Origin of the sequence: Sphaerisporangium sp. NPDC049002, from assembly GCF_040649355.1 — a bacterium.
Lineage (GTDB): Bacteria > Actinomycetota > Actinomycetes > Streptosporangiales > Streptosporangiaceae > Sphaerisporangium.
On the sequence record NZ_JBEZFH010000096.1, the window covers coordinates 1 to 25,715 of the forward strand.

Here is a 25,715-nt window from a genome sequence, read left to right on the forward strand (position 1 = left end):
CCAGCGGGCGGGCCAGCTTGTCGAACACGATCAGCTCGCCCCTGCGGGGCGTCACGGTGAACCCCCGGTGCCCGAACCGCCGGTCGAGCTCGTCGGACCACAGTCCGGCGGCGTTGACCACGTAGCGGGCGCGCACCACGCCCCGGCTGGTGCGGATCTCGTGCGGGCGGTCGCCGTCGCCCGCGACCACCTCGCCGACCCGGGTCGAAAGGCGCAGGTCGACGCCCGCCCGGACGGCCTCGGTGGCGAAGGCGAGGGTGGTGGTCCAGGGGCAGATGATGCTCTCCCCCGGCACGTGCAGCGCGCCCAGGGCGCCCGGGCCGAGTCGCGGCTCGCGCCGGTAGACCTCGTCCGCGCCGATGACGCGCGTGCGGTCGTACCCGTTGGCCTCGGCCTTGGCCTTCAGCTTCGGGAGGGCGGCGAGCTGCTCGTCGTCCCAGGCGACCAGCAGGGCCCCGAGCGGCTCCACAGGGATGCCGGTCGCCGCCGCGTAGCCTTCCAGCAGGTCGTAGCCACGGCGTACCAGGCGGGACTCAAGGGTCCCGGGGGTCGCGTCGAAGCCGGTGTGCAGGATCGCGGTGTTGGCCTTGGACGTGCCGTCGCCGACGTCGGCGGCGGCGTCCAGGACGGCGATCCGCAGGTCGTGGTGGGCCAGCTCGCGGGCGATCGCGGTGCCCACGACGCCCGCCCCGACGACCACGACGTCATACGCCGCCTGGTCGCCGGGACCCCCCGGGCCGTCGTTCACAGGTTCTCCTTCGTGTCCTCGGTGAGCAGCGCCCGCACGGCCGCCGCGTACGAGCCCAGCCGGTCAGCGGCCTCGTCGGCTCCGGCGCGGGGCTCGTAGACGGCCGAGGGCGCCCCCCTCCCCGTCGCCTCGCCCACCGTCAGGCCCGGGTCCAGGCCCATTCTCGCCGCCGCCGCGACACCGAGCGCGGTGGCGTCGGGCGAGGCGTACACCTCGACCGGGAGCTGGAGCAGGTCGGCCTGGGTCTGCATGAGCACCGCGCTGCGGGTGAGGCCGCCGTCCACGCGAAGGCTGGTCAGCGGGCGGCCGAGGTCGCTCGCCATGGCCCCGGCCAGCTCGACGACCTGCGCGGCGATCCCGTCGCACAGCGCCCGTACGACGTGGGCCGGGGTGGTGTCCAGGCCCAGCCCGGACAGCGACGCCCGTACGTCGCCCCGCCACGAGGGGGCCGCAAGGCCCGCGAAGGCCGGGACGAAGGTGACACCGCCCGCGTCGGGCACGCTGCCGCCGAGCCGGTCGAGGTCCTCGGCCCCGCCGATCACCCCGAGCTCGGTGAGCCAGCGGACGGCGGAGGCGACCGTGTAGACCTGCCCGTCCAGGCAGTACGCCGGCCGTCCCGCGAACCGCCAGGCGACGCAGGCCGCGAGACCGGCGAAGGAACGGACGGCACGCGGGCCGGCGTTGGCGAGCAGGAACGCTCCCGTGCCGTAGGTGCACTTCGCGCTGCCCTGCTCGACGCAGCCCTGGGCGAGCAGTGCCGCCTGCTGGTCGACGAGCAGACCGGTCAGCGGGACGGCCGCGCCGAAGGCGTCCGTCTCGCCGAAGGCGCCGGCCGCGTCCACGACGGCGGGCAGCCGCTCCCCCGCGAGCCCGAAGATCTCCAGCGCCTCCGGCGACCACTCGGTGGCGTCTAGGTCGAGCAGCATGGTGCGCGACGCCGTGGACGCGTCGGTGACGAAGACGCCGGTCAGCCGGTGGACGAGCCAGGAGTCGCTCGTCGTGACGACGCCCTCCCGGGTGAGGTGGCGGCGGAGCCAGGCCATCTTGGGCGCGGCGAAGTAGGGATCGAGCGGCAGCCCGCTGAGCCCGGCGAGGCGCCCGGCCTCGCCCGTCAGCTCGTCGCAGACGGACTGCGCGCGCCGGTCCTGCCAGACGATGGCGTCGGTCAGGGGCTCACCGGTCTCGGGGTCCCACGCCAGCACGGTCTCGCCCTGGTTGGCCAGGCCGACGGCCGCGACGGACTCTCCCGCCGCGGCGACGGCCTCCCGTCCGGCGTCCAGCACCGACCGCAGCAGCTCGCCCGGATCCTGCTCGACCAGGCCCCCGGAGCCGTACCGGGGGCGCACGGAGGTCTCCCCTGAGCCGATGATCCCGCGCTCCGGGCAGACCAACAGCGCCTTGGTGCCCGAGGTGCCCTGGTCGATCGCCAGGATGTTCGCCGAGGTCACCGGCCACCTCCACGGGACAGGCCGGGCTCGTGCCGCAGGGATCCCGGGGCCCTCCACAGCATGCCCCCGTAGACCAGCGCGCCCACGACGAGCGTGCCGACGGCGTAGTACTGGGCCTGGCGGAAGTCGGCCGGGCCGATCAGGATGACCAGCTCGTACGCCAGCCACAGCAGCGCGAGGGCGACGACCGGCTTCTCCCATCTGCCGAGGACGAAGTCCCCGGGTCGGGCGGGGATGCGGTTGCGGGTGAACCAGTAAAGCAGCACCGTGCCGGCGTAGAGGATGGCGGGCATGAGCGTGGCCGCGCCGAGGAGGTTCGCCAGGGCGTTGGCGTTGAGCCCGAAGCCGATGACGATCGCGGCGCTGAGGCCGCCGGCGAGCAACGTGGCCCAGATCGGGCCGCCGGTGGCGCGCGGCACCCGGGTCAGCACCTTGGCGGCGGGGAGGCGGCCGTCGCGGGCCATGCTGTAGATCAGGCGGCTGTTGGTGACCATGATGACCAGCCCGCAGGCGAAGATCGACACGCAGACGATGACCAGGGCGATGGCCTTGATGACCGGGCCCAGGTTCTGGCCGATGATCGTCGCCACCGGGGCGCTGTCGCCGGTCAGGGCGGGGATGTCGTGGGCGGTCGCCACCAGCACGATCAGGAACAGCATGCCGAGGCCGCCCGCGACGAGGATCGAGCGCACCATGGCGCGGGGCACCACCTGGCGCGGGTTGTGGGTCTCCTCGGCGAGGTTGGACGCCGACTCCCAGCCGACGATCGTGTACGCGCCGAGCAGCGTGGCCAGCATGAACGGGCCGAGCCAGCCGTAGTAGCCGGCGTCGGCCACCGCTCCGGTGGACCCGAGCTGGGACCAGTCGCCCTTGCCGGCGAACAGGGCGGCCGCGAGCAGGGCCAGGGTCAGCCCGACCATGCCGATGACCTCGGCGCCCACCGCCCAGTTGTTGATCTTCGCGGTGATCGGCGTGGACCAGATGATGAGGATCGCCTGGATCACGAGGACGACCAGGGTGACCAGCATCGCCTTGCCGGGGCTGAACTCGATGCCGAACAGCGGCAGCAGCGCGGCCTGGCTGAGCCCGTAGTCCACGGCGACCGTCACGATCGACAGGAACGCGAACGACACCCACCCGAACCACCAGCCCACGCGGGGGTTGGCGAGGCGCGAGGCCCACTGGTACGAGTAGCCGGACAGCGGGATCTTCGAGGCGAGCATGCCGTAGACGAGCGCGACGAAGACCTGCCCGATCACGACGATCGGCCAGGTCCAGATGCCGCGCGGGCCGCCCGCGCCGAGCACGAACCCGAACGTGCTGAACAGGCCGGTCGTGATCGAGATGAACGAGAACGCGACCGCGAACGACTCGAACGAGCGCAGGGTGCGGGCGAACTGCTGGGTGTAGCCGTACGAAGAGACCAGCTCGTCGTCGGTCATGTCCGCCGAGCCGGCCCTCGGGGCGTACGCGGCGGTGCCGGGAACCGGGGACGGCTCAGGCGCTGAAGTGGTGGACGGGTAGTCCTCGGACATGAACACTCCTTGGAGCAAGGTGAAGCGGGAGCGTCGCCTCCGTCGTGCGGTGGTCGCGCCGGTGGTTCGTCATCGGGATCGGGATCATGGGGCGGGGGTCATCAAAGGCCGGTGTCGTGCGGTCCGACGAGGCGCACACCGGCGGTCGCCAGCGCCTCGGCGAGACCTTCGTCGGGGGTTCCGTCGCTGATCAGGCCGGTGAGCCGATCGAGCGCGCAGACGTGCCGCGCCGCGATCACACCGAGCTTGGTGGCGTCGGCGATCGCGTAGCAGCGGGTGGAGTGGTCGAGCATGACCCGGCGGACGTCGACCTCGTCGGAGTGGAAGTCGGTCAGCCCGGCTCCCGGGTGAACCCCGCCCGAGCCGAGGAACGCCAGGTCGGCGTAGTAGTCGGCGAAGAAGGCCACCGTCTGGCCTCCCGCCAGCGCGAGGTCTCCCGAGCGGGTGCGCCCGCCGGAGACCAGCACCTCGATGCCGGGCCGGTCGGCCAGCTCCGCGCCCACCGGCAGCGAGTTGGTCAGCACGCGGCCGGTCCAGGTGACCGGGATGGCGCGGGCCACCTCGGCCACGCTGGTGCCGACGTCGAAGATCACGGTGTCGCCCGGACGCAGCAGGGAGACGGCGGCTCTGGCCATGGCCTGCTTGCCGGTGACGTTCAGGGCCCTGCGCTGAGCGTAGCTGTCCTCGACCGCCCGGGGGCGTTCGGCGGGAGTGGCGCCGCCGTGTACGCGCTCCACCAGGCCGTCGTCCTGCAGGCGGAGCAGGTCGCGGCGGATGGTCTCCCCGGAGACCGAGAAGAGCTCGGCGAGCTCCTCGGTCTTGACGCTCGGACGAGCGGCCACCTCGGCGGCGATGCGGCGACGACGTTCCGCGGGCAGCACCCGGCCTCCTCTTTGTGGAAACGTGTGGAATGTTGACTGGAAGTATGGATATGCGAGTTAACGCACGTCAAGAGGTGATTTGTCTGATTTTTTCGGTGCCGCTGAGGTGGGCAAGGGGAACCGGAGGGCCGGAGCGTGTTCGGTGCGGGGCTGTGGCGGGCCGTCCGGACCGGCGTGTGAGCATGGGGGCATGGCCGAAACGATGACCGCCTGGGTGGTGCGCCACCCCGGTCCCATGGACACGCGGCCACTCCAACGCGTCCGTCTTCCCGTGCCGGAGCCCGGCCCCGGAGAAGTGCTCGTCAGGGTCGAGGTGTGCGCCGTCTGCCGCACCGACCTGCACCTGGCCGAGGGGGACCTCCCGCCGAGACGCCCTGGCACCGTCCCGGGGCACGAGGTGGTCGGCCGGGTCGCGGCCCGGGGCCTCGACGCGAACCGGCTGGAGGTCGGCACCAGAGTCGGGGTGCCGTGGCTCCACTTCACCTGCGGAGAGTGCCGCTACTGCCTTCGCGGCGCGGAGAACCTCTGCCCCAACTCCAAGTACACCGGCTGGGACGTCAACGGCGGGTACGCCGAGTACACAACCGCTCTGGAGGACTACGTCTACGAGCTGCCGGAGGACCGCCCCGCCGAGCAACTGGCCCCGCTGCTGTGCGCGGGGATCATCGGATACCGGGCTCTGGTGCACGCGGAGCTGCCGACGCGTGGCCGGCTGGGCATCTACGGCTTCGGCGCCTCGGCGCACCTCATCGCGCAGGTCGCGATCACCCAGGGCGCCTCGGTACACGTGCTGACCCGCTCGGAGAAGGCGCGGGAGCTGGCGCTGGACCTCGGAGCGGCGTCGGCGGCCGGCGCCTACGACGCTCCGCCCGAGCCCCTGGACGCCGCCATCCTGTTCGCGCCCGTCGGCGACCTGGTGCCCGTGGCGCTCGACGCCCTCGACCGGGGCGGCACGCTCGCCGTGGCGGGCATCCACCTGACGGACGTCCCCGAGCTGAACTACCACCGTCACCTGTTCTACGAGCGCACCCTGCGGAGCGTCACCGCCAACACCCGCAACGACGGCCGCACGTTCCTGAGCATCGCCACGCTCCACCCGCTGGAGGTGACCACGACCCCGTACCCCTTCGACCAGGCGGACATGGCCCTGGCCGATCTCGCGGCCGACCGCGTGACCGGCGCGGCCGTACTCCACATCGGCGGCTGACCGGCCGCCGCCGGGTTCAGGTGCGGCGCTCCGCGCGGACCAGCTCCACGATCGCGGTGATGTCGGCCTCGCTCCAGCCGCGTTCCGCCGCCTCCTCGTAGCGCCGCTCGACCAGGCGCGCGATGGGCGGCGAAAGCCCGGCCGACTCCGCCACCTCGTTGAAGAGCCGCACGTCCTTGGCGCCGAGCCGCGCGGCGAACCAGCCCTTGTGATCGCCGCAGAGGAGGTCGTCGAGGCGGTCGTGGAGGCCGGGCGCGACGGTGGGCCACCGGTGAAGCAGCTCGCGCAGCAGCTTCTTGTCGAGCCGGGCCGCCTCGGCCGTGCCCACCGCCTCGGCGATGACGGCGACTCCGGACATCATCAGGTAGTTGTTGAGCAGCTTGAAGGCCGACGCGCTCCCGGGATCCTCGCCGCAGTACCAGTAGGAGGAGAAGACCCGCGGCCAGATCGGCTCCAGCCGGTCCACGAGCCGCCGTTCACCGCCCTGCAGGCCCGAGGCCATGCCGTCGAGGACGGTCTGCGGAGCCCCGAGGATCGGCGAGGCCACGAACCTCCGTCCGGGTGCGAGGTCGCGGAGCTCGCGGGAGGTGTCCGGCGAGACGGTGCTCAGGTCGACCACGATCGGCCAGTCCGGATCGGAGTCCAGCTCGGCCAGCCGTCCCATGACGCCGAGAACGGCCTGGTCGTCGGCCAGCGACAGCAGCACGGCCTCCACGCCGCGCGCGGCCTCCACCGGCGAGGACGCCTCGACCGCACCGGCCTCGACCACCTCGGCGGCCCTGCCCGGCGTGCGGTTCCAGACCCTGACGTCGTAGCCGTGCGAGAGCAGCCTTCTCGCCACCGCCCGGCCCATGTGACCCGTTCCCAGTACGGCCACACGCATCTGTCATCCCCCCTTGCCGTGATCGTCCGGGCCCTCCACGGGCCCGGAGGCAGCCGGGTACCTACGCCGTCGGAGCGCGATGCGGGAGCATCACCGAGGTGGACGCCTCGGACACGAATGCCTTCATGGCCTCCCGCAGGGCCCACGCCTCCTGGTTCAGCAGCCGGCGATCCCGCGGCTCGCAGTCGGCGTCGACGACGACGTTGTCCCCCTCGAAGCGCGGGAACACGTGTATGTGGGTGTGGAACACCTCCTGGAGCGCGGCCTCCCCATCGCCGACCAGCACGTTGACGCCCTCACAGCGCAGTCCCGAACGGCGCAGCCCCAGCGCCACCCGATGGGCCACCCGCCACATGTGGGCCCCGACCTGCTCGTCGAGGTCCTCAAGCCCGGTGGCGTGCACACGTGAGATCACCAGGGCGTGGCCCGGGTTCACCGGGTTGCCGTCCATGACCACGATCGCCACATCGTCCTGGAAGGCCACGCTCGCTTCGGTCCGGCCCGCGATGATGTCGCAGAACACGCAAGGATCGCCTGTGTCCATCCCTCAATGATTCTCTCCCCCGACCGGATCATCCCTTCCGGGGTGGCACAAAGAGTCAGCGCCTCCTGGCCTCCCGGCCTGGGAGACCTCCGGCATGGGTCGGCCGGCGGCGTACCACTCGAACAGCAGTACGCCGCAGGCCCGTCCTCGCGCGCCGGCGTCAGCGAAGGATCTTGTAGAGGGCCGAGGTGAGGGAGGCCTTGGTGTCGTCCTGGTCGATGGACCACATCATCGAGCCGCCGAGCCCCTTCAGCCTGATGTAGGCGGCCTTCTCCAGCAGCGACGCCGGGTCGTCGTACGACCAGAACTCGTTGCCGTCGTACAGCCACAGCGTGCCGGTGAGCAGGTCGCGGTACCGCTTGCCCGGCTTGTTGACGAGGATCTTGTAGTCCTCGGTGCCGGGCGCCCACGTCGCGGGGGCCGGGCCCGTCGCCTGGGCGTACAGGCCGTTGCCCGTGGACTTCACGCCTGTCCAGCCCTGCCCGTACGCGGGGACGCCGACCACGATCTTCTTGGCGGGGGCGCCGCGCGCCAGGTAGTCGCGGACGGTGGCGTCCACGCTGTACTTGACCGGGTTCGGGTCCTTGCGGTCGGTGAGCAGGTTGCCGTTGTGGCCGGTCCTGCTCTCCCAGGGACCGTGCAGGTCGTAGCCCTGGATCGTGGCGAAGTCGAGGTTGCGGAACACGTCGCGGACCTCGAAGCCGGCGTCGATCTTGGCGGCGGCGGCGGGGAGGAACGCGGTGAGCTCGCTCTTCGCGTCGTAGGCCTTCATCTGCCGGCGCAGCTCGGCGGTGAAGAGCGTGAAGTTGCGCTTGTCCTCCGGCCGGATGACGTTGCCGGCGTTGCCCTCCGAGCCCGGCCATTCCCAGTCGAGGTCGATGCCGTCGAAGACGCCCGCGCCGCTGCCCGGGGCCAGGCCAGGCAGGTCGCCCTTGAGCCAGAGGCCCACGCAGGAGGCGGCCAGCGCGGTACGGGCCTCGGGGGTGCTGACGGCGTCGGAGAAGTACTTCGACCCGGTCCAGCCGCCGAGGGAGATCAGCGCCTTGAGGCCGGGATTCTTGGCCTTGAGCTTCCTGAGCTGGTTCAGGTTGCCGTTGAGCGCCTGGCCCGGCTGGTCGGCGACGCCGTCCACGCTCTCCTCGGCGGAGACCGGCCGCTGCCAGTCGGCCCAGGCGTCGGCCGAGACGCACGTGCCGTCCGCGCCGACGTTCCCGAAGGCGTAGTTGATATGGGTCAGCTTGGCCGCGGCACCGCTGGTGTCCACGTCCTTGACGTGGTAGTCGCGTCCGTAGATGCCCCACTGGATGAAGTAGGCGACCCGCTTGAACCGGTCACCGCCGTCCGGATGCGCTTGGGCGGGCGCGGGTACGGCTGTCGCCGCCAGGGCCCCGGCGGGCACGGCCACCGCGCCGAGGCCGACGGCGATCGCCGCCGCGAGTGCGTGCTGGAAAGGACGTCGCACGGCCATCTCCACTTGCTCGATGAGCTTTATTTATAGGAAAGTTTCCTATAAGTTTTCACGGATCGTAGAGTCCGCCGTGCGGCGCGTCAATGCCTTCCCTTGGCCCTGCCGGGATTGTCCTGGTACGGGAAATTAGCGCGCGGGCGTGCGTCCCGCCGGCGACTGACGGGTCGTTCGTTCCTCTGTGGTCAGGCGAGGCGCGCGGGGAAGCCTCCCGTGGCGACCGGGCCCCATTTCACCGGCGTGATGCGCAGCAGCGACTTGCCCTGGCGCTCCATGGCCGCGCGGTAGTCGTCCCAGTCGGGGTGCTCGCCGGAGATGGACCGGTAGTACTCGACGAGCGGTTCGAGCGCCTCGGGCATGTCGAGGACCTCGCAGGCCCCGTCGATCTGCACCCAGGGCCCGTCGAAGTCGTCCGACAGGATGACGACGCTCACCTTGGGGTCGCGGCGGGCGTTCTTGGTCTTGGCGCGTTCGGGGTAGGTGGACACCACGATGCGGCCCAGCTCGTCGACGCCGCAGCTCACAGGGGACGCCTGCGGGCCGCCGTCACGCCGCGTCGTGATGACGAGCGCCCTGTGGCGCTCACGGACGAAGTCGAGCAGCTGCTCACGGGTGACCGTGTCGGCGGTCGCGATCCTCGGGCTCATGGCCTCACTGTACGACCATGCCGCTCGCCGTTCACTTCGCCACCACAGGCACCACCGCCGGATCGCCGAAGGCTCCACTATCCGGCCGACTGGGGGAATGTCGGTGGTGGCTGGCATTCTTGGGGGCGTGACGGCGCATACGGTGAGCCCCCTGTTCGTCGGGCGGGCTGATGAGCTCGGCCTCCTCGGCGAGTCCCTCGCCCGCGTGCGCGGCGGAGCCGCGACCACCGTGTTCGTCGGCGGCGAGGCCGGGGTGGGCAAGACGCGCCTGATCCACGAGTTCTTCCAGCGGGCGGGCACCGCCCGGGTCCTCGTCGGCGGCTGTCTGGAGCTCGGCACCGACGGCCTGCCCTTCGCCCCCTTCACCGCGGTGCTGCGCACGCTCGCGCGCGACCTCGGCCGCGAGGGCATCGCCGCGCTGGTGCCCGGCGGGCGCACACGAGGGCTGGCCCGCCTGCTCCCGGAGTTCGGCGAGCCCGACGACGACGGCGCCGAGGCCCGTGCCCGGCTGTTCGAGCAGGTCCTCGGCCTGATGGAGCGGCTCGCCGAGCTGGAGCCCACCATCTTGGTCATCGAGGACGCCCACTGGGCCGATCGCTCCACCCGCGACCTGCTGTCGTTCCTCACCCGCTACCAGCAGCCGGACACCCGCCTGCTGACCCTTGTCACCTACCGCTCCGACGAGCTCCACCGCAGCCACCCCCTGCGTCCCCTGCTGACCGAGCTCAGCCGCATCGACTGGGTCGCCCGGCTGGAGCTGGGCAGGCTGAGCAGGCGCGAGGTGGTCGAGCAGGCCGCAGGCATCCTCGACAGGGAGCCCCTCGCCCTCGACGTCGACGTGATCTACACCCGTAGCGAGGGCAACCCGTTGTTCGTCGAGGCGCTGCTCAGCGGCGGCGAGAGAGAGTCCCTGCCCGAGTCGCTGCGCGACCTGCTCCTGGCCGGCGTCGAGCGCCTTCCCGACGACACCCAGGAGCTGCTCCGCGTGGCCAGCGCGGGCGGCGACCGCATCGAGCACGCCCTGCTCGCCGCCGTCGCGGGTCTCGACGACGGCGCGCTGTCCCGCGCGCTGCGCCCGGCCGTCGCGGGCAACGTCCTGATCGTCGACGGCGAGGGGTACGCCTTCCGGCACGCGCTGATCCGCGAGGCCGTCCACGACGACCTGCTCCCCGGCGAGCGCACCCGCCTGCACACCCGTTTCGCGCAGACCCTGGAGCGCGATCCCGGCATTCTTCCCGCCCTGCGCGGAGCCATCGAGCTGGCCTACCACTGGTTCGCCGCGCACGACGCCCCCTCGGCGCTCATCAGCGCGTGGCGGGCGGCGACCGCCGCGAGAAGGTCGGCGGCCTACGACGAGCAACTGCGCATGCTGACCAGGGTGCTCGAACTGTGGGACACCGTGCCCGACGCCGCCGGGAAGACCGGGCATGACTATGTCGACGTGCTCAGGCAGACCATCACCGTGGCCCACCTGGCCGGGGAGTTCGAGCGCGGCATCTCCCTGGCCAAGGCGGCCCTGCGCGAGATCGACAGCGACGCCGACCCCATCCGGGCGGCCCGGGTGCTGCGACAGCGCGGGCTCGCCCGGTACGACCTGGGCCGGGCAGGGTTCGTCGACGACCTGCGCACCGCCGCCCGGCTCGTCCCCGCCGACCCTCCGACCGAGCTCCGCGGCAAGGTGCTGGAGAACCTCGCACGCACGCTCCACGGGCCGGACACCCGGGCCGAGAAGGTGGCGCTGGCCGAGGAGGCCATGCGCATAGCCCGCCACGTGGGCGACGCCGACACCGAGGCGCACGCCCTCATCACGCTGACCTGGGCCCAGTGCCGCTACTCCGAGTTCGAGACCCAGAGCGCCGCGTACACGCGGGCACGCGAGATCGCGAGCCGGGCCCCCACCTACCACGGGCTCATGCGGGCCGCCATCTCCGAGTCCGACGCGCTGGAGGGAGCCGGGTGGCACGAGGAGGCCGCCAAGGTCGCCCGCAGGGGCATAGCCGACGCCGAGGCGTACGGCATGGCCCGCACCTCGGGCGCCTTCCTGGCGATCAACCTCGCCGAGCCGCTGCTCTCCCTGGGGCGCTGGGAGGAGGCGCTGCGCGTCATCCAGCGCGCCCTCGACGTCATGCCGCCCGCGCCCTACCGGGCGAGCCTGCAGGGCTTCGCCACCGACATCGCGCTGGCCCGGGGCGAGCTCGACCGGGCCGGTGCGCTCTTCCAGTCGTCGAGGAGCATCATCGGCGCCGGCACCTACCGCGACCAGACGATCCTGCCGCAGCTCCGCAGGGAGATCGAGCTGCTGATCGCGCACGATCGCGGCGACGAGGCGTTCACGCTGGTAGAGAAGACCCTGAGCGACCACGACCCGAACGCCGCCCCCCGCTACGTCTGGCCGGTGCTCGTGACGAGCGTCCAGGTGGCCGGCCCCCTGCTCGGTGACCTGCGCGCTCTGGCGGCCGAGCAGGAGGTGGAGGCCGACCTTCAGGAGGCTCACCGTCTCACCTTCGCCGCCGAGGTGGCGCGGGTGTCCGGTTCGGCCGACCTCGCGACGTGCGACCGGGCCGTGGCCGCCTGGGCCGCGCTGCGCCAGCCGTACGCGGAGGCCCGTGCCCTGCTCACCGCCGCGCACGCCGCCGTCGCCGAGGGTGAGCGCGACGAGGCGGCCGGGCGGCTTTCACGGGCGGCGCTCCTGGCCGGCCAGGTCGGCGCCGTGCCTCTGGTCACCGAGATCGGTTCCCTGGCGAGGAGGGCGCGCCTCCCGCTCGCCGAGGCGTCCGGCGCCTCGGGTCCGCCGGACGCCTCGGCCTCCGAGGAGGCACGGCTCGGGCTCACGGCCCGCGAGCACGAGGTGTTCCGCCTGGTCACGACCGGTCGCAGCAACCGCGAGATCGCCACGGAGCTGTTCATCTCGGCGAAGACCGTCAGCGTGCACGTCTCCAAGATCCTCGCCAAGCTCGGCGTCGCGTCCCGGGGCGAGGCGGCGGCGACGGCCCACCGCCTCCACCTGTTCGACCGCTGACCATGGCGCCCTGGACCCGGGCATCGCCGGGAACGCGCTGCTAGCTCTCCTTCAGGGTCCGGTATCGGCGGATGAGCGCGTTGGTTGAGGAGTCGTGGGCGAGCTCGGGCTCGGCCTCGCTCACCAGCTCCGGGGCGATCTGACCCGCGAGCACCTTGCCCAGCTCAACTCCCCACTGGTCGAAGGAGTCGATCCCCCAGATCGTCCCCTGGGTGAACGTGCTGTGCTCGTAGAGGGCCACCAGCACACCGAGCAGGTGTGGGGTGAGGCGCTCGGCGAGCAGCACGTTCGTGGGACGGTTGCCCTCCATGACCCGGTGGGGCGCGACGTCAGGGGCCGTGCCCTCGGCGCGGATCTCCTCCTCGGTCTTGCCGAAGGCGAGGGCCTGCGCCTGGGCGAAGACGTTGGCCGACAGCAGGTCGTGATGGTCGCGCAGCGGGTTGAGGCTCTTGCCGAACCCGATCAGGTCGACGGGGATCAACCTCGTGCCCTGGTGGATGAGCTGGTAGAAGCTGTGCTGGCCGTTCGTGCCGGGCTCGCCCCAGTAGACCGGCCCGGTGTCGTAGTCGACCTCGTGACCGTCGCGGGTCACGTGCTTGCCGTTCGACTCCATCGTGAGCTGCTGGAGGTAGGCGGGGAAGCGCTTCAGGTACTGCTCGTACGGCATGACGCCGATGGTCTGCGCCCTGAAGAAGTTCACGTACCACACGGCGAGCAGGCCCATGATCACCGGCAGGTTCTCGGCGAGCGGGGCCGTACGGAAGTGCTCGTCCATCTCGTGGAAGCCCGCCAGCATCTCGCGGAAGTGCTCGGGGCCGATGGCCAGCATGGTCGACAACCCGATCGCGGAGTCCATCGAGTAGCGGCCACCCACCCAGTCCCAGAAGCCGAACATGTTGGCCGTGTCTATGCCGAACTCCGCGACGCGATCGGCGTTGGTCGACACCGCGACGAAGTGCCGGGCGACGGCCTCGTCGGTGCCGAGCTGGCCGATCACCCAGTCGCGGGCCGAGTGGGCGTTGGCGAGGGTCTCCAGCGTGCCGAAGGTCTTGGAGGAGACGATGAACAGCGTCTCGTCGGCGAACAGGTCGTGGGTCGCCTCCACGAAGTCGGTGGAGTCGACGTTCGACACGAACCGGAACATCAGGTCACGCTTGCTGTAGTGACGTAGCGCCTCGTACGCCATGACCGGCCCGAGGTCCGAACCACCGATGCCGATGTTGACGATGTTCTTGATGGGTTTGCCCGTGTAGCCCTTCCACTGCCCCGAGCGGACGTGTCCGGCGAAGTCGGCCATGCGGTCGAGGACCTCGTGTACCTCGGCGACGACGTCCGTACCGCCGACGACCAGCGAGCCGCCCTTCGGCATGCGCAGCGCGACGTGAAGCACCGACCTCCCCTCGGAGGTGTTGATCGGCTCCCCCCGGAACATCATGTCCCGGCGCTCCTCCAGCTCCGACTCCCGCGCGAGCTCGACGAGCAGGCGCAGCGTCTCGTCGGTGACGCGGTTCTTCGAGTAGTCGAGATACAACCCGGCCGCTTCCGCGCACATGCGCTCACCACGCTCCGGGTCCTCGGCGAACAGCTCGCGCAGGTGGCGACCGCCGGTCTCGGCGTGGTGCTGCTCAAGGGCCTTCCACGAGGCGCGGTCACGGAGTGGGACGGTGGGCATCGGTGGTTCCTCCGGTCACTGGCACGGTCTTGTGCATAGATTCTTCACGCAATAGTCCCGTGCGGGCGCGGCTTCCGTCCCGCACGGCGGGGCGCGGGCTCACGGCCGGGCGGCTGACGGATCGTCACCTCGGGCACGGGGATCTCGGGGATCGAACGGGTGACCGCCCGCCCGTCCACGGCAAGTTCCTTGCCGTAGTGGGTCAGCGTCATCGGCGGGCCGTCCAGGAGCCGGTAGGTCGCCGAGCCGGGCGTGATGCCGACCCGCAGCAGGCGGCCGTGGTAGCGCAGCCGGAAGGCCAGCCGCGTGATGCCCGAGGGCAGCTTCGGGGCGAAGCACATCCTCCCCTGACCCGAACGCATCCCGCCCAGACCGGCGACCAGGGCGATCCACGCCCCGGCCAGCGCGGCCAGGTGGATCCCGTCCACGGTGTTCTTCTCCAGGTCGTCCAGATCGATCAGCGCGGCCTCGCCGAGGTAGTGGTAGGCGAGCTCGATGTGCCCCACCTCGGCGGCGACCACCGCCTGGGTGCAGGCGGAGAGCGAGGAGTCGCGGACGGTCAGCGCCTCGTAGTACGCGAAGTCGCGGGCCTTCTGCTCCGGCGTGAACGCGTCCCCGCGCACCTGTATCGCCAGCACCAGGTCGGCCTGCTTGACCACCTGCTTGCGGTAGAGGTCGAAGTAGGGGAAGTGCAGCAGCAGAGGGTACTGATCGGGCCGGGTGGCGGAGAAGTCCCAGACCGCGTGGCTGGTGAACCCCTCGCCCTGGGGATGCACGCCCAGCCGCTCGTCATAGGGCACGTACATCGCCAGGGCCGCGTCCCGCCACGTGGCCGCCTCCTCCAGCGTGACCCCGAGCTCCCGCGCCCGGTCGAGGTGGCGGGTGGCGGCCTCGGCCGCCTCGCACAGGTTCTGCTGGGCCAGCAGGTTGGTGTACACGTTGTTGTCGACGAGGGCGCTGTACTCGTCGGGGCCGGTGACGCCGTCGATGCGGAACCTTCCGTCGGCGTCGTGGTGGCCGAGTGCGCACCACAGCCGGGCCGTCTCGACGAGCAGCGGCAGACCGGTGTCCCGCTCGAAGCCGGTGTCCTCGGTGGCGTCGACGTACCGTACGACCGCGTCGGCGATGTCGGCGTTGATGTGGACCGCCGCGGTTCCGGCCGGCCAGTAGCCGGAGCACTCCTCGCCGTTGATCGTCCGCCAGGGGAAGGCCGCTCCGCGCAGCCCGAGCTGGACGGCGCGGTCCTTCGCCTTCGGGAGGATCGACTTGCGCCACGACAGCGCGTCGGCGGCGGCCCGGGGGTGGGTGTAGGTGAGCACCGGCAACACGAACATCTCGGTGTCCCAGAAGGCGTGGCCGTCGTAGCCGTTCCCGGTCAGCCCCTTGCCGGGAATGGGGCGGTCCTCCAGACGCGCGGAGGCCTGCACCAGGTGGAACAGCCCGAAGCGGACGGCCTGCTGCACCTCGGAGTCCCCCTCGACCTCCACGTCTGCGCCGTCCCAGAACGTGTCCAGGAACCACCGCTGGTCGGCCAGCAGGCCGTCCCAGCCGACCATCCGGGCGGCGGCCAGCGCGGCCACGACCTGGTCGTGCATGGCGGGCCGGGAGCGCTTGGCGGACCAGCCGTACGCGAAGTACTTGACCAGCCGCAGCCGCTCGCCCTGCTCCAGCCGTGTGGCGACCGTCACGCGGTTGACGTCGCCACTGCCCTGGGCCTCGATCAGCGTGCCCTTGGGACCGTCGACCTCGTGGCACATGGCGGCGGCCACCCGGAGGCGGCTGGCACGCGTGGAGTGCACCATGATCGCCACCCCGTCGGTCGCCGGGACGTTCTCCTCCAGGACCAGCGGCGACGTGAGGGCCGCGGCGGCGCGCGGGTCGCCGTCGGTGTACTCCGTGGTCTCGTTGGCCACCAGCTCCGACTGCAGGACCACACGGAGCGACCGCTCGACGGGCTCGACCTCGTACACGATCGCGGCCACCGCGCGGTGGGTGAACGACACCAGCCGCGTGGAGGTGACGCGCACCTCGGCCCCGGTCGGGGAGCTCCAGTGGACCCGGCGGGTCAGGGTCCCGGCGCGCAGGTCGAGGACCCGCTCGTGATCGTGCAGCCTGCCGTACCGCACGTCGAACGGCTCGTCGTCGACCAGCAGCCGGATCAGCTTGCCGTTGGTGACGTTCACCACCGTCTGCCCGGACTCGGGGTCCCCGTACCCCGCCTCGGCGTACGGAAGGGGCCTCAGCTCGTACACCGAGTTGAGGTAGGTGCCGGGCTGCCCGTACGGCTCGCCCTCGTCGAGGTTGCCGCGCAGGCCGACGTGCCCGTTGGACAGCGCGAACACCGACTCGGTCTGCGCCAGCAAGCCGAGATCGAGGCTGGACTCCCGTACCGCCCAGGGCTCGACCGTGAACGCCGGATGCCGGATCATCATCGTTCCAGCAGCTCGGCGAGGTCGGTGACCACGATGTCGGCGCCGTGCTCGCGCAGCGCGTCCGCCTGCCCCACCCGGTCGACGCCGACGACGAAGGCGAACCTCCCCGCGCGGCCGGCCTCCACGCCCGCCAGCGCGTCCTCGAACACCGCCGCCTCCGACGGCCTGAGCCCGAGCGCCTCCGCGCCCGCGAGGTACATGTCGGGCGCGGGCTTGCCGGCGAGATGCCGCTCGCGGGCGGTGATCCCGTCGATCCGCGCCTCGAAGAGGTCGGCGATCCCTGCGGCGGCCAGCACCCGCGCCGTGTTGGCGCTCGACGACACGACCGCCCTGTGCGTCCCCGCGTCCCGTACGGCCTTCACGTACCGCACGGACCCCGGATACACCTCCACGCCGTCCCTGTCCATGATCGCCTGTACGAGCGCGTTCTTCCGGTTGCTCAGCCCGTACACGGTCAGCGTGCCGGGACGGTCGTCCGGCGAGCCCTCGGGAAGGGTGACGCCACGCGCGGCCAGGAAGCTCCTCGTCCCGTCCAGCCGCTCCTTGCCGTCCACATACCGGTCATAGTCGGCCGTCGCGTCGAACGGCACGAACGGGTCGCCCGTACGCTCGGCCCTTTCCCGCAGGAACGCGTCGAACATCGACTTCCACGCGGCGGCGTGTACCGTCGCGGTGCGCGTCAGCACCCCATCCATGTCGAACAGGCACCCCCGCACCCCACCAGGCAACCCGAGCATCGGCCCCCCCCGACCATGATCTCCTCCCCTACGTACCCACCTTCGGCATCGCCACCTCACCGGCCGCTGCCGGTGAGGTGGCGCGCGAAGATCGGCGGGACGCCGGACCGGTCAGCCCGGCGCCCCTGCGGCCGTACCGCCGGGCTTCGGTCCTCGGTCAGCGGAGGTACGACTCCACCACGTCCGCCGCACGGTCGGCGCCGCCGCGCGATCGTACGGACGTGCGGATCTCGGCCAGCCGTGCGGCGACCTCGGCCGAGCCCGCGATCGACTCGACCGCCGAACGCAGTGCCGCCGCGGTGACCTCCTCGGCGGGCAGGTGCCTTCCGACGCCGAGCTGGTCGTTGTAGGCGGTGCCGAAGGACACGAGCAGCACCCGCCCGCCCTTCTCGGGCGGCGTCCAGCTCGTGTCCGCCAGCCGCCCGGGGTCGAGGCAGGGCCCGACGAACCGTACGTTCGGCGGCACCCGGTCGGCGTTGGGCTGCATCGCCCGTGGGATCAGGGACAGGACATGCTCGGGGTTGGTCAGCCAGTCCCACGTGTCCTGTTCGATGCCGTTCTGTCGCAGCCACGCGTTGTACGCCGCGTGGTAGCTCCTGCCGGACTCCGACGTCCGCAGAGCGTGGAGGGTCTCGGCCAGGTCCTCCTCGTAACCGTCCCACGCGACGAGGGTGGGAGAGAGTTGCACGGCGGGGACGCCGTACCGCGCGCCCAGTACGGGCCCTGGCAGGCCGCCGATGTCGTAGAGCAGGAGGTCGGGCCGGTCGTCGTTACCGTTGGACGAGGCGCGGCAGCACCGCGATCGCCTCGTCGAGGAAGACCCGCATCGCTGACCCCGGGTCGTCCGGCCAGCTCTCGTCGCCCGCCGGGAGCAGTGAGGGATGGGGAACGAGTTCGGCCCCGCTCGACCAGCCCGGTCAGGCCCTCGCCGACCGCGTAGCTCACCCGATGTCCACGGGACACGAGTTCCCTGATGACGGCGAGCGAGGGGTAGATGTGGCTCGGCGCAGTGCAGCCGATCATGGCGATGTGTTCGCGCTTACGCATGATGTCCTGTCGGATCGTCGATGGAGCGTGTTCCGACGGCGCGCGGGAGCGGATCCTGTAAGAAGGAATGACTCAGAAGGGGCCGCCCGACGGCGAGCAGGCCCGGCAGTCGCGCCGCCTCAGGCGCGGCGCATACGAATCGAGTCGATCATGCGTCGGATCCTAACCCGCTCCGGCAGCGGTGACCACCCGGATAGAACCCATCCGCTCAGTGCCATCCGATCCGCAGTCCTCTTCGAGCCCCGAGTCTTCGAACCAGGACAGAGCCGCGGCGCGGAGGCCGCCGGATAGAATCCGGAAATATCAGCACAAGTGAGTCTTTGGGTAGGAGTCGCCTCCGTGGACCTGAACTACTACCAGACCCTCATCGCGGTGGCGGACGACTCCCCGGTCACAGAGAGCGTGGTCCCCTCGGCTCGCGGCGCGCGCAAGACCGTCGCCGTCGTGCAGTACGAGATGCTGGCCGGCAGCCCGTACGTCCACACCCAGGAAGACGTGCTGTTCGAGTCCTGGTTCAGGCGGCAGGACCTGCCGGAGGCCACGCAAGCCGACATCGCCAGGCTGCGCGACGAGTTCTTCTCCAGGTCACAGGCCTGCCTGCGCGCCTCGCCGCTGCCGAAGAATTACGGCTGGGGCCTGGCCTTCGACGCCGAGGGCAGGGTGGCGCTCTGCCCGATGGACTCCAGGGAGTACCAGGACCTGCTCACCGACGACGCCACGAAGGTGCTCAAGGCCCTACGCTCCAGCCGAACCTGAGCCACCCCGCCACCTACGCCGAACGGGCCGAACTCCGCCATACCGGGTTGAACCAACGACCCCGCGTGATCCGTATCCGTCCTCTAGCTTGAAACGGCAGGTTCGTTCAGGGGCATACACGGGGAGATCAACTTGTATCGTCACGGGGCACACGTCGCCTTCCGCACGAGCATCGCGTTCACCCTCACCGTCGCGGTGGGCTTGTACGGCGGTACGGCCGCCGCCACCGCGGACACCGGGAGCACCACGGGCAAGGCCGCCGGAGCGAAGGTCTCAAGCGTCATGGCGCGGAAAGTGAAGGTCGGGGTCGCCTACGACATCGGAGGCCGCGGCGACCGGGCGATGAACGACAGCGTCGCGGCGGGTCTCGACCGAGCGGTGACCAAGTTGCGCTTGGGGACCGTCAAGGAGCTGGAGGCGAGCGCCGGCGAAACCGATGACGAAAGGGCCAAGCTGCTCAGCCGTCTCGCATCGGGTGGTTACAACCCGGTCATCGCGGTCGGCTTGGCCTATGCGTTTCCGCTGGCGCAGGTCGCTTCCAAGTATCCCCGCACGACATTCGCGATCGTGGACGACGCCAGCTTCAAAGGCCCGAACATCTCCAACCTGCTCTTCGCCGAGAACGAGGCCGGTTTCCTCGCCGGCGCGGCGGCGGCGCTGAAGTCACGCGCCCACCACGTCGGTTTCGTGGGCGGCGTCAAGGACCCGCACAACCAGAAATACCACGCGGGTTTCCAGGCCGGCGCCAGAGCGGCACGGCCGCGCGTCAAAGTGGACACCGGCTTCGTCTCCGTCTACCCGGACTTCAGTGGCTTCACCGACCCGCAGAGAGGGAAGGCGAAGGCCAAGGCGTTGTTCAAGAAGGGCGCCGACGTGGTGTTCCACGCTGCCGGCGCCTCCGGTTCCGGGGTGTTCGCCGCGGCCAAGACCGCGGGCGGCCTGGCCATCGGCTCCGATGTGGACGAGGCGTTGAGCGCTGACCCCGCCGTCCGCGACGTCATCGTCACCTCGGCACTGAAAAGGGCCGACGTCGCGGTGTACGACTTCGTCAAACGCTTCACCGCGAAGAAGACGAAGCCGGGCATCCAGGTCTACGGCATGAAGTCCGGAGGCGTGGACTACGCCACCACGGGCGGCAAGGTGAACGACATCACGGCAAAACTCGACGCCTACAAACGAAAGATCGCCACCGGCACCATCAAGGTCCCCACCCGGCTCTAGCGGACCACCGAAGATCTTGTTCGCCTGCGGCGCCCTTGTGTAGCACCCGGAGCTCCGGCGGGTTCGGAGACCGGCGTCCAGGTTTCGCTCGTGCGGGTGAGTCCGAGGTTGATCAGGGTTCGCACGGCCAACCCGACGAAGGCGGTGAGCTTTGGACCCGTCCCGCGTGCGCCTGCCAGGTCGGGACGGGCGGCGAGCGGCGGGGCCGCGTCGGCGACGGGTTTGAACGGGGCCATGGCGGGATGGATCCACATGTCACCGCCCATGGCCACGGCGTCGACGACGGCCTTGGCGTTCCGCAGGTCGAGCCCGGTGTACTGGCGCAGCTCCTTGATCGCGTGGATCTGCTGTCTCTGGAGGGTCAACTGGGTGACGACGCGGTGCAGGTCCTGGGGCGTCGTCGGCCTCGGTGGCGGGACGAATGCTCCGCGCCTCTTTCGCGGGAACCTGGTCACGGCCACGATGACCACCACCACCGCGGCGACGGCCGCCACCATCACGATCAGAAGCAGCAGCTCCGCGATCCCTATATTCGGCACGGACCGCATCGTATGACGCCTCACACAAGCAGTACAGGCAGCGGCCCGGTCTCCAGGAGACCGGGCCGCCGTGGGATGTCATGCGCCGGTCGTCAGGACCGTGCGCTCGTACAAGGGGTGGCGGCGGGGACGGTCGAGGCGTCCCCGTCGCCGGGATCTCCTTACTTCTTCTTGCTCTTGGCGGGTCCCGAGAGTTTGGCGATCACCGCGTCGGTGTCGCGGACGAGGACGTCACGGATCTCGGCGGTCGGCACGATCTTCGGGTCGGCGGCGAGGGTCTTGAACTTCTCCAGCTCCTTGACGGTCTTGGCGTCGTTGTTCTTCGCCTCCTCCTTGCGGGCCTTGGTGAGCTGGGCCTGGAGCTTGTTGCCGCCGGCCTGGCTGAGCCTGCTGGTCGCGACGAACCTGTCGATCAACAGGCTCAGGTCCCTGGTCGAGGTGGTGATCCCGAAGGTGACCTTCTGGGTGGTGACATTGCCCGCGTAGTCGGTCGCGGTGACCGACAGCGCGTGCGTGCCCAGCGTCAGCTCGTACAGCGCCTGCAGCCTGCCCGAGGAGTAGGCCCCCGCGTCCAGCGTGCCGGTCAGGGTCTTCACCCCCGAGGTGCTGTCCACGGCCTGCCAGGTGATCCGCAGGTCCTGGCTGTCGCCGTAGATCTGGGTGTCGGAGATGCCGGACACCAGGACCGTGGGCTTGGTGCCGTCGATCTTGAGGACCGCGGCCTTCTCGGTCTCGACGTTGCCGGCCTTGTCCTTGGCCCGGTAGGCCAGGGTGTGGCCGCCGTTCCCGGTGACGTTGACCGGCTCGGTGTACGACTTCCAGGCGCCGCTGTCGAGCGAGTACTCGATGCCCGCAAGGCCCGAGCCGCCGTCGGACGCGGCGAGCGTGACCGGCACGGTGGCGCCGTGCCAGCCGTCGTCGTTGGCGGGAGCGAACTGCGCCGTGGTCAGCGGCGCCGTGGCGTCCTTCTTCACCTCGATGGTGCCGTCGGCGGTGTTACCCGCCTTGTCGGCGGCCCGGTAGGCCACCTTGTGCACACCGTCGGCCGACACGCTCACCGGGTCGGTGTACGGCGCCCACGGGCCGCCGTCCACGCTGACCTCGGTGGAGGCCAGCCCCGATCCGCTGTCGGAGGCGGTCACCGTGACCGCCACGCTGGAGACGAACCAGCCGTCGCCGCCGTCGGGCGCCGCCGGGGTGGTCGCCGCGGAGACCTTCGGCGGCGTGGTGTCCGCCGGCTGCCCCCACGAGGCGTGGAAGAAGTCGAACTTCGCCGTCTTGGACGCCGCCGCGTTGACCCCGAAGGCGAAAACGCCGACCTTGCCGCCGCTCACCGCCGCGTTGACCAGGCCGGTGCCGATCTCGGTCCAGGCCTTGCCGTCGGAGGAGGCGAACCCGCGGTAGGTGGTGCCGGCCCTGGTCAGCCGCAGCCACCACACGCCCTGCGTGAGGTCGCTGAGCTGCGGCTGCGGGTTCTGTACGGCGTCGCCTATCTCACTGCGGAACTCCACCCTGCGCGAGGTGGCGCTGTCGGCGAGGTAGTCGAGCTTCACGTAGTTGGCGTCGTCGAGGTAGGCGATCAGCCCGCCCTGCTGGTACGCCTCGTTGAACGCCGAGCCGTCGATCTTCGTCTCCACGCTCCAGTCCCCGGACGGCGGGGTCTGCAGGATGAAGTTCTTCGCTCCGCTGTTGTCGGTGCCGTAGATGTCGCCCTTGCTCGTGTCGATCTCCAGGTTGCCGCCGGTCACCCGGGTCGCCGCCGCGTCGGGACGGACGACGGTGGACCACCGGCAGGCGTCCAGGGAAGTGCCGTCGAACTCGTCGTCCGGCGTCACCGGGCCCGCGCTGGCGTCGGGCGTGAGCTGGAACCAGTCGAACGCGGCGTCGATGACGGGCCTGGCGCCGGTGCTGGCGAAGGACGCCAGTCCGATGCGCGGGTTGACGATGCCGGCCATGGCCTTGTCGGTCTGCGGCATCGCCGTCCAGGTCAGCCCGTCGGCCGAGTAGGAAGCGGTGAGGGTGGTGCCGTTGCTGGCCAGCCGGACGTAGACCGTGTTCGGGAACGCGGCCCCGAGGTTGGCGGTGTTGGACGCCGCCACCTCGTTCGGCACGCCCGCCTCTTCCCTGATGAACTGGAAGATGCGCGTGGCCGGGTCGTTGGTGGTACGCCCCTGGATCACCATCTTGGCGTAGTTGTCGTCGTCGCCGTAGAGGATGAGGCCCGCCTGCTGGTAGGCGTCCTTGGCGGCGATCGTCAGCTTCGCCGTGGCCTGCCAGGCCCCGCTCGGCGTGGGCTGCAGCACCATGTTGGGGATCGGGGTGTTGCTGGTGCCGTAGATGTCCGCGAGGGCCGTGGGGATGTGCAGGGCGCCGCCTGCCACCCGCAGGTCCTGGTTCTCGCCCAGCACGGTCCACCGCGAGCGGTCGAGCGCGACGCCGTCGAAGCCGTCGGACTTGCCGGTGAGGCAGGTGGTGCCGGGGCTGTCCACGGTGATGCGGACATGCTCGGTGCGGGACGCGCCCTTGGCGTCGGTCACGGTGACGGACGCGTCGTAGCTGCCGGGCGCGGTGTAGGTGTAGGAGGCGTCGGGCGTGGTGGGAGCCGGGGCGCCGGCCACGCCGAGGTTCCACTTGTAGGTGAGCGGCGTGTCGCCGTCGGGGTCACTGGCCTCGGCGTGCAGGCTGACCTGCAACGGCGCCGGGCCCTTGTCCGGGGTCGCGTTGACGACGACGGCGGGGCGCTGGTTGTCGGTGACGCCCTTGCCGATGAAGTCGGTCCAGTTGACGTTGAGGAGCCCACCGGTGTTGTCGCTGCCCGCGGGCCTGCGGACGACGAAGTACAGGGGTCCGCTGGACGTCGGCGGGTCGGTCAGCGTCAGCGGGAAGTCGCTGAAGGTCTGCCAGCCGCCGGTGTTGGTCACCGCGACCTTGCCCACCAACGGCCCGTCGGCCTTGCCCGCGTGGACCTCGATCGTGCCGCCCGTGGAGGCGGAGGACGCGCGGAAGCTCAGGCCGCTGACCCCCGACAGGTTGACCGGGTCGTGGCTCCAGTAGTCGCCGTCCTCGATGAACCCGATGTTGTTGAAGCCGCCCTGCGTGTCGGTGGTGGTCTCCACCTTCACCCCGGGGTCACCGGTGCCGGCGGCGCCGGGGACGCGACCCGTCTCGGTGAAGAACTCGGCCTGCTTGTGCTTGGGCTGCAGGACCGCCTGGGCCCTGCCGGTCAGCGGCCCCGAGGAGCCCGCGCCGCCCTTGTCGGTGTAGCTGGCCTCAAGCACGTAGAAGACGTTGTCGCCGTCGCTGTGCCCGGAGGACAGGGTGGTCTGCACGGTTCCCGAGCAGCCGGTGTACTGGTCGAGCGGGTGGCCGTGGGTGTCGTGCCCCAGGATGGCCTGCACCTTGACGTTCGCGCAGTCGACGGTGCCGTCCTCGGGGTCGGTGACCGTGATCGTGAACTTCACCTGGTCGCCGAACTCGAACAGGCCGCCGTCCGGCGGAAGGTTGATCTTCACGGTCGGCGCCGTGTTGCCCACCACGATCGGTACGTTCGCGGTGGCGGTCTTGCCGCCCTCGTCCTTCACGGTCAGTACGGCCGTGAAGTTGCCCGTCGTGGTGTAGGTGTACGAGGGGTTCGCCTCGGTCGAGTCGACGGTTCCGTCGCCGTCGAAGTCCCAGGCGTAGGTGAGCGCGGTCCCGTCGGGGTCGGCCGACCCCGCGCTGGAGAACTTCACGGCCAGCGGCGCGGGACCTGAGGCCTTGTCGGCCTTGGCCTTGGCGATGGGCGCCCGGTTGCCCTGGACGTAGTCGATCCGGTAGACGCCGGAGTCGGTGTTGTCACCGCCGAAGCCGGAGCCCCACTCGATGAGGTACAGGGCGCCGTCGGGACCGTACTTCATGTCCATCGGCTTCTTGAAGCTCATCGAGGCCAGCATCGGGTTGATGTCGACCAGTTGGGAGCCGTCGGCGCTGAGCTGGAACGAGTACAGGTGGTCCTGGTTCCACTCGCCGAAGACCGCCTTGCCGTCCCAGTAGGCGGGCCACTTGCGGTCGGACACCAGCGCGGGGTCGTACCGGTACGCGGGTCCGGCCATGGGCGCGCCGCCGCCGCCCAGCTCGGGGAAGGCGGGGTCGGCCGAGTAGTGGTAGTAGACGGTGGCGGGCACCGCCTTCGGCAGGTCGGTGATGCCGGTGTTGTTGGGCGAGTCGTTCTTCGGCGCCGCGCAGTCGAACGCCTGCTTGGAGGTGTTCGTCGCGAAGTCGAAGTCGATGTAGGGCTTGTTGTTGCCCACGCAGTACGGCCAGCCGTAGAAGCCCGGGGCGTTGAGGATGTCCCACTCGACCGTGTTCTCCGGGCCGCGCGTCGCGCTGGGGTTGCCCGCGTCCGGACCGTAGTTGGCGACCAGCAGCTTGTGCGTCTTGGGATCGATGCCGATGCGGAACGGGTTGCGGAAGCCCATCCCGTAGATCTCCGGACGGGTCTTCGCCGTGCCCGGCGGGAACAGGTTGCCCGCGGGGATGGTGTACGTCCCATCAGGCTCGGGGTGGATGCGCAGCACCTTGCCGCGCAGGTCGTTGGAGTTGGCCGAGCTGCCCTGGGCGTCCCAGGCCGCCCGCCCGGCCCGCTCGTCGATCGGGGTGTAGCCGTCGGAGGCGAACGGGTTGGTGTTGTCGCCGTTGGCCAGCCACAGGTCACCGGTGGCCTTGTCGAACACCATGCCACCGCCGTGGTGGCAGCACTCGGCCCGCTGCACGGGCACCTCCAGCACGATCTTCTCGCTGGTGGCGTCGAGCGTCAGGTCCGGCCTGATGGTGAAGCGCGAGAGCCGGTCCACGACCTTGGACTGCGGCGAGTAGTACAGGTACGCCCAGCGGTTGGTGGCGAAGGCCGGGTCGAGCGCGATGCCGAGCAGCCCGCTCTCGTTGGCGGTGAAGAC

At 70.7% G+C, this 25,715-nt stretch carries 19 protein-coding genes; 4 read left to right on the plus strand and 15 right to left on the minus strand.

Annotation, left to right across the window (positions count from 1 at the left end; all coding sequences use genetic code 11):
- From AB0B89_RS19940 to AB0B89_RS19955, 4 genes are all read right to left on the minus strand, one after another.
- Positions 1 to 748: FAD-dependent oxidoreductase (locus AB0B89_RS19940; RefSeq protein ID WP_358554597.1), on the minus strand; the 748-nt coding region annotated here is incomplete at its 3' end.
- Positions 745 to 2,196, minus strand: a complete 1,452-nt coding sequence (locus AB0B89_RS19945; protein WP_358554600.1) for an FGGY family carbohydrate kinase — start codon at positions 2,194 to 2,196, stop codon at positions 745 to 747. The genes AB0B89_RS19945 and AB0B89_RS19940, both read right to left, overlap by 4 nt.
- Positions 2,193 to 3,731 carry an amino acid permease gene (locus AB0B89_RS19950; protein ID WP_358554603.1) on the minus strand — a complete coding sequence of 513 codons (1,539 nt, stop codon included), beginning with the start codon at positions 3,729 to 3,731 and terminating at the stop codon, positions 2,193 to 2,195. The genes AB0B89_RS19945 and AB0B89_RS19950 overlap by 4 nt, the downstream gene beginning before the upstream one ends.
- 101 nt (positions 3,732 to 3,832) lie before the next feature.
- Entirely contained in the window at positions 3,833 to 4,612 is a 780-nt protein-coding gene (locus tag AB0B89_RS19955; protein WP_358554606.1) for a DeoR/GlpR family DNA-binding transcription regulator, read from the minus strand.
- Between the two features lie 190 nt (positions 4,613 to 4,802).
- On the opposite strand from AB0B89_RS19955, the gene AB0B89_RS19960 reads away from it, so the two are divergent.
- Positions 4,803 to 5,819: a zinc-binding alcohol dehydrogenase family protein gene (locus AB0B89_RS19960; RefSeq protein WP_358554609.1), complete on the plus strand. Its 1,017-nt coding sequence runs from the start codon at positions 4,803 to 4,805 to the stop codon at positions 5,817 to 5,819.
- Between the two features lie 16 nt (positions 5,820 to 5,835).
- Here the strand turns inward: AB0B89_RS19960 and AB0B89_RS19965 are convergent, their stop codons facing one another.
- From AB0B89_RS19965 to AB0B89_RS19980, 4 genes are all read right to left on the minus strand, one after another.
- Positions 5,836 to 6,702: an NAD(P)-dependent oxidoreductase gene (locus AB0B89_RS19965; protein ID WP_358554612.1), complete on the minus strand. Its 867-nt coding sequence runs from the start codon at positions 6,700 to 6,702 to the stop codon at positions 5,836 to 5,838.
- A gap of 61 nt (positions 6,703 to 6,763) precedes the next feature.
- Positions 6,764 to 7,246, minus strand: coding sequence for an HIT family protein (locus tag AB0B89_RS19970; RefSeq protein ID WP_358554615.1), 483 nt, complete (start codon positions 7,244 to 7,246; stop codon positions 6,764 to 6,766).
- A 160-nt stretch (positions 7,247 to 7,406) separates the two neighbouring features.
- Positions 7,407 to 8,708, minus strand: a complete 1,302-nt coding sequence (locus AB0B89_RS19975) for a glycoside hydrolase family 18 protein (RefSeq protein ID WP_358554618.1) — start codon at positions 8,706 to 8,708, stop codon at positions 7,407 to 7,409.
- A 188-nt stretch (positions 8,709 to 8,896) separates the two neighbouring features.
- Complete coding sequence (locus AB0B89_RS19980) at positions 8,897 to 9,358, minus strand: PPOX class F420-dependent oxidoreductase (protein WP_358554621.1); 462 nt, start codon at positions 9,356 to 9,358, stop codon at positions 8,897 to 8,899.
- Between the two features lie 127 nt (positions 9,359 to 9,485).
- On the opposite strand from AB0B89_RS19980, the gene AB0B89_RS19985 reads away from it, so the two are divergent.
- Positions 9,486 to 12,377 (plus strand): AAA family ATPase, encoded by a 2,892-nt coding sequence (locus tag AB0B89_RS19985; RefSeq protein ID WP_358554624.1) that lies wholly within the window; start codon positions 9,486 to 9,488, stop codon positions 12,375 to 12,377.
- Positions 12,378 to 12,417: 40 nt separating this feature from the next.
- Here the strand turns inward: AB0B89_RS19985 and pgi are convergent, their stop codons facing one another.
- From pgi to AB0B89_RS20005, 4 genes are all read right to left on the minus strand, one after another.
- Positions 12,418 to 14,049: a glucose-6-phosphate isomerase gene (gene pgi, locus AB0B89_RS19990; RefSeq protein WP_358554627.1), complete on the minus strand. Its 1,632-nt coding sequence runs from the start codon at positions 14,047 to 14,049 to the stop codon at positions 12,418 to 12,420.
- Positions 14,050 to 14,093: 44 nt separating this feature from the next.
- On the minus strand, positions 14,094 to 16,478 hold the full coding sequence (locus AB0B89_RS19995) for a glycosyl hydrolase family 65 protein (RefSeq protein WP_358554630.1): 2,385 nt from the start codon (positions 16,476 to 16,478) through the stop codon (positions 14,094 to 14,096).
- Positions 16,478 to 17,218, minus strand: a complete 741-nt coding sequence (locus AB0B89_RS20000; protein ID WP_358554633.1) for a beta-phosphoglucomutase family hydrolase — start codon at positions 17,216 to 17,218, stop codon at positions 16,478 to 16,480. The genes AB0B89_RS19995 and AB0B89_RS20000 overlap by 1 nt, the downstream gene beginning before the upstream one ends.
- A 157-nt stretch (positions 17,219 to 17,375) precedes the next feature.
- On the minus strand, positions 17,376 to 17,906 hold the full coding sequence (locus AB0B89_RS20005) for a hypothetical protein (protein WP_358554636.1): 531 nt from the start codon (positions 17,904 to 17,906) through the stop codon (positions 17,376 to 17,378).
- Positions 17,907 to 18,604: 698 nt separating this feature from the next.
- Here AB0B89_RS20005 and AB0B89_RS20010 point away from each other — a divergent pair.
- Positions 18,605 to 19,021 (plus strand): DUF6157 family protein, encoded by a 417-nt coding sequence (locus AB0B89_RS20010; protein WP_358554639.1) that lies wholly within the window; start codon positions 18,605 to 18,607, stop codon positions 19,019 to 19,021.
- Positions 19,022 to 19,161: 140 nt separating this feature from the next.
- On the opposite strand, the gene AB0B89_RS20015 is transcribed toward AB0B89_RS20010, so the two are convergent.
- Entirely contained in the window at positions 19,162 to 19,305 is a 144-nt protein-coding gene (locus AB0B89_RS20015) for a hypothetical protein (protein WP_358554651.1), read from the minus strand.
- Between AB0B89_RS20015 and AB0B89_RS20020 the strand changes: the two genes are divergently transcribed.
- The gene (locus tag AB0B89_RS20020; RefSeq protein ID WP_358554648.1) at positions 19,304 to 20,242 is read left to right on the plus strand and encodes a BMP family ABC transporter substrate-binding protein; all 939 of its coding nucleotides are present in this window, start codon (positions 19,304 to 19,306) and stop codon (positions 20,240 to 20,242) included. The genes AB0B89_RS20015 and AB0B89_RS20020 overlap by 2 nt on opposite strands.
- Here AB0B89_RS20020 and AB0B89_RS20025 read toward each other — a convergent pair.
- Complete coding sequence (locus tag AB0B89_RS20025; RefSeq protein WP_358554642.1) at positions 20,239 to 20,781, minus strand: hypothetical protein; 543 nt, start codon at positions 20,779 to 20,781, stop codon at positions 20,239 to 20,241. The genes AB0B89_RS20020 and AB0B89_RS20025 overlap by 4 nt on opposite strands.
- A 161-nt stretch (positions 20,782 to 20,942) precedes the next feature.
- Positions 20,943 to 25,715, minus strand: a 4,773-nt coding sequence (locus AB0B89_RS20030; RefSeq protein ID WP_358554645.1) for a PKD domain-containing protein, incomplete at its 5' end; no start/stop codon positions are given.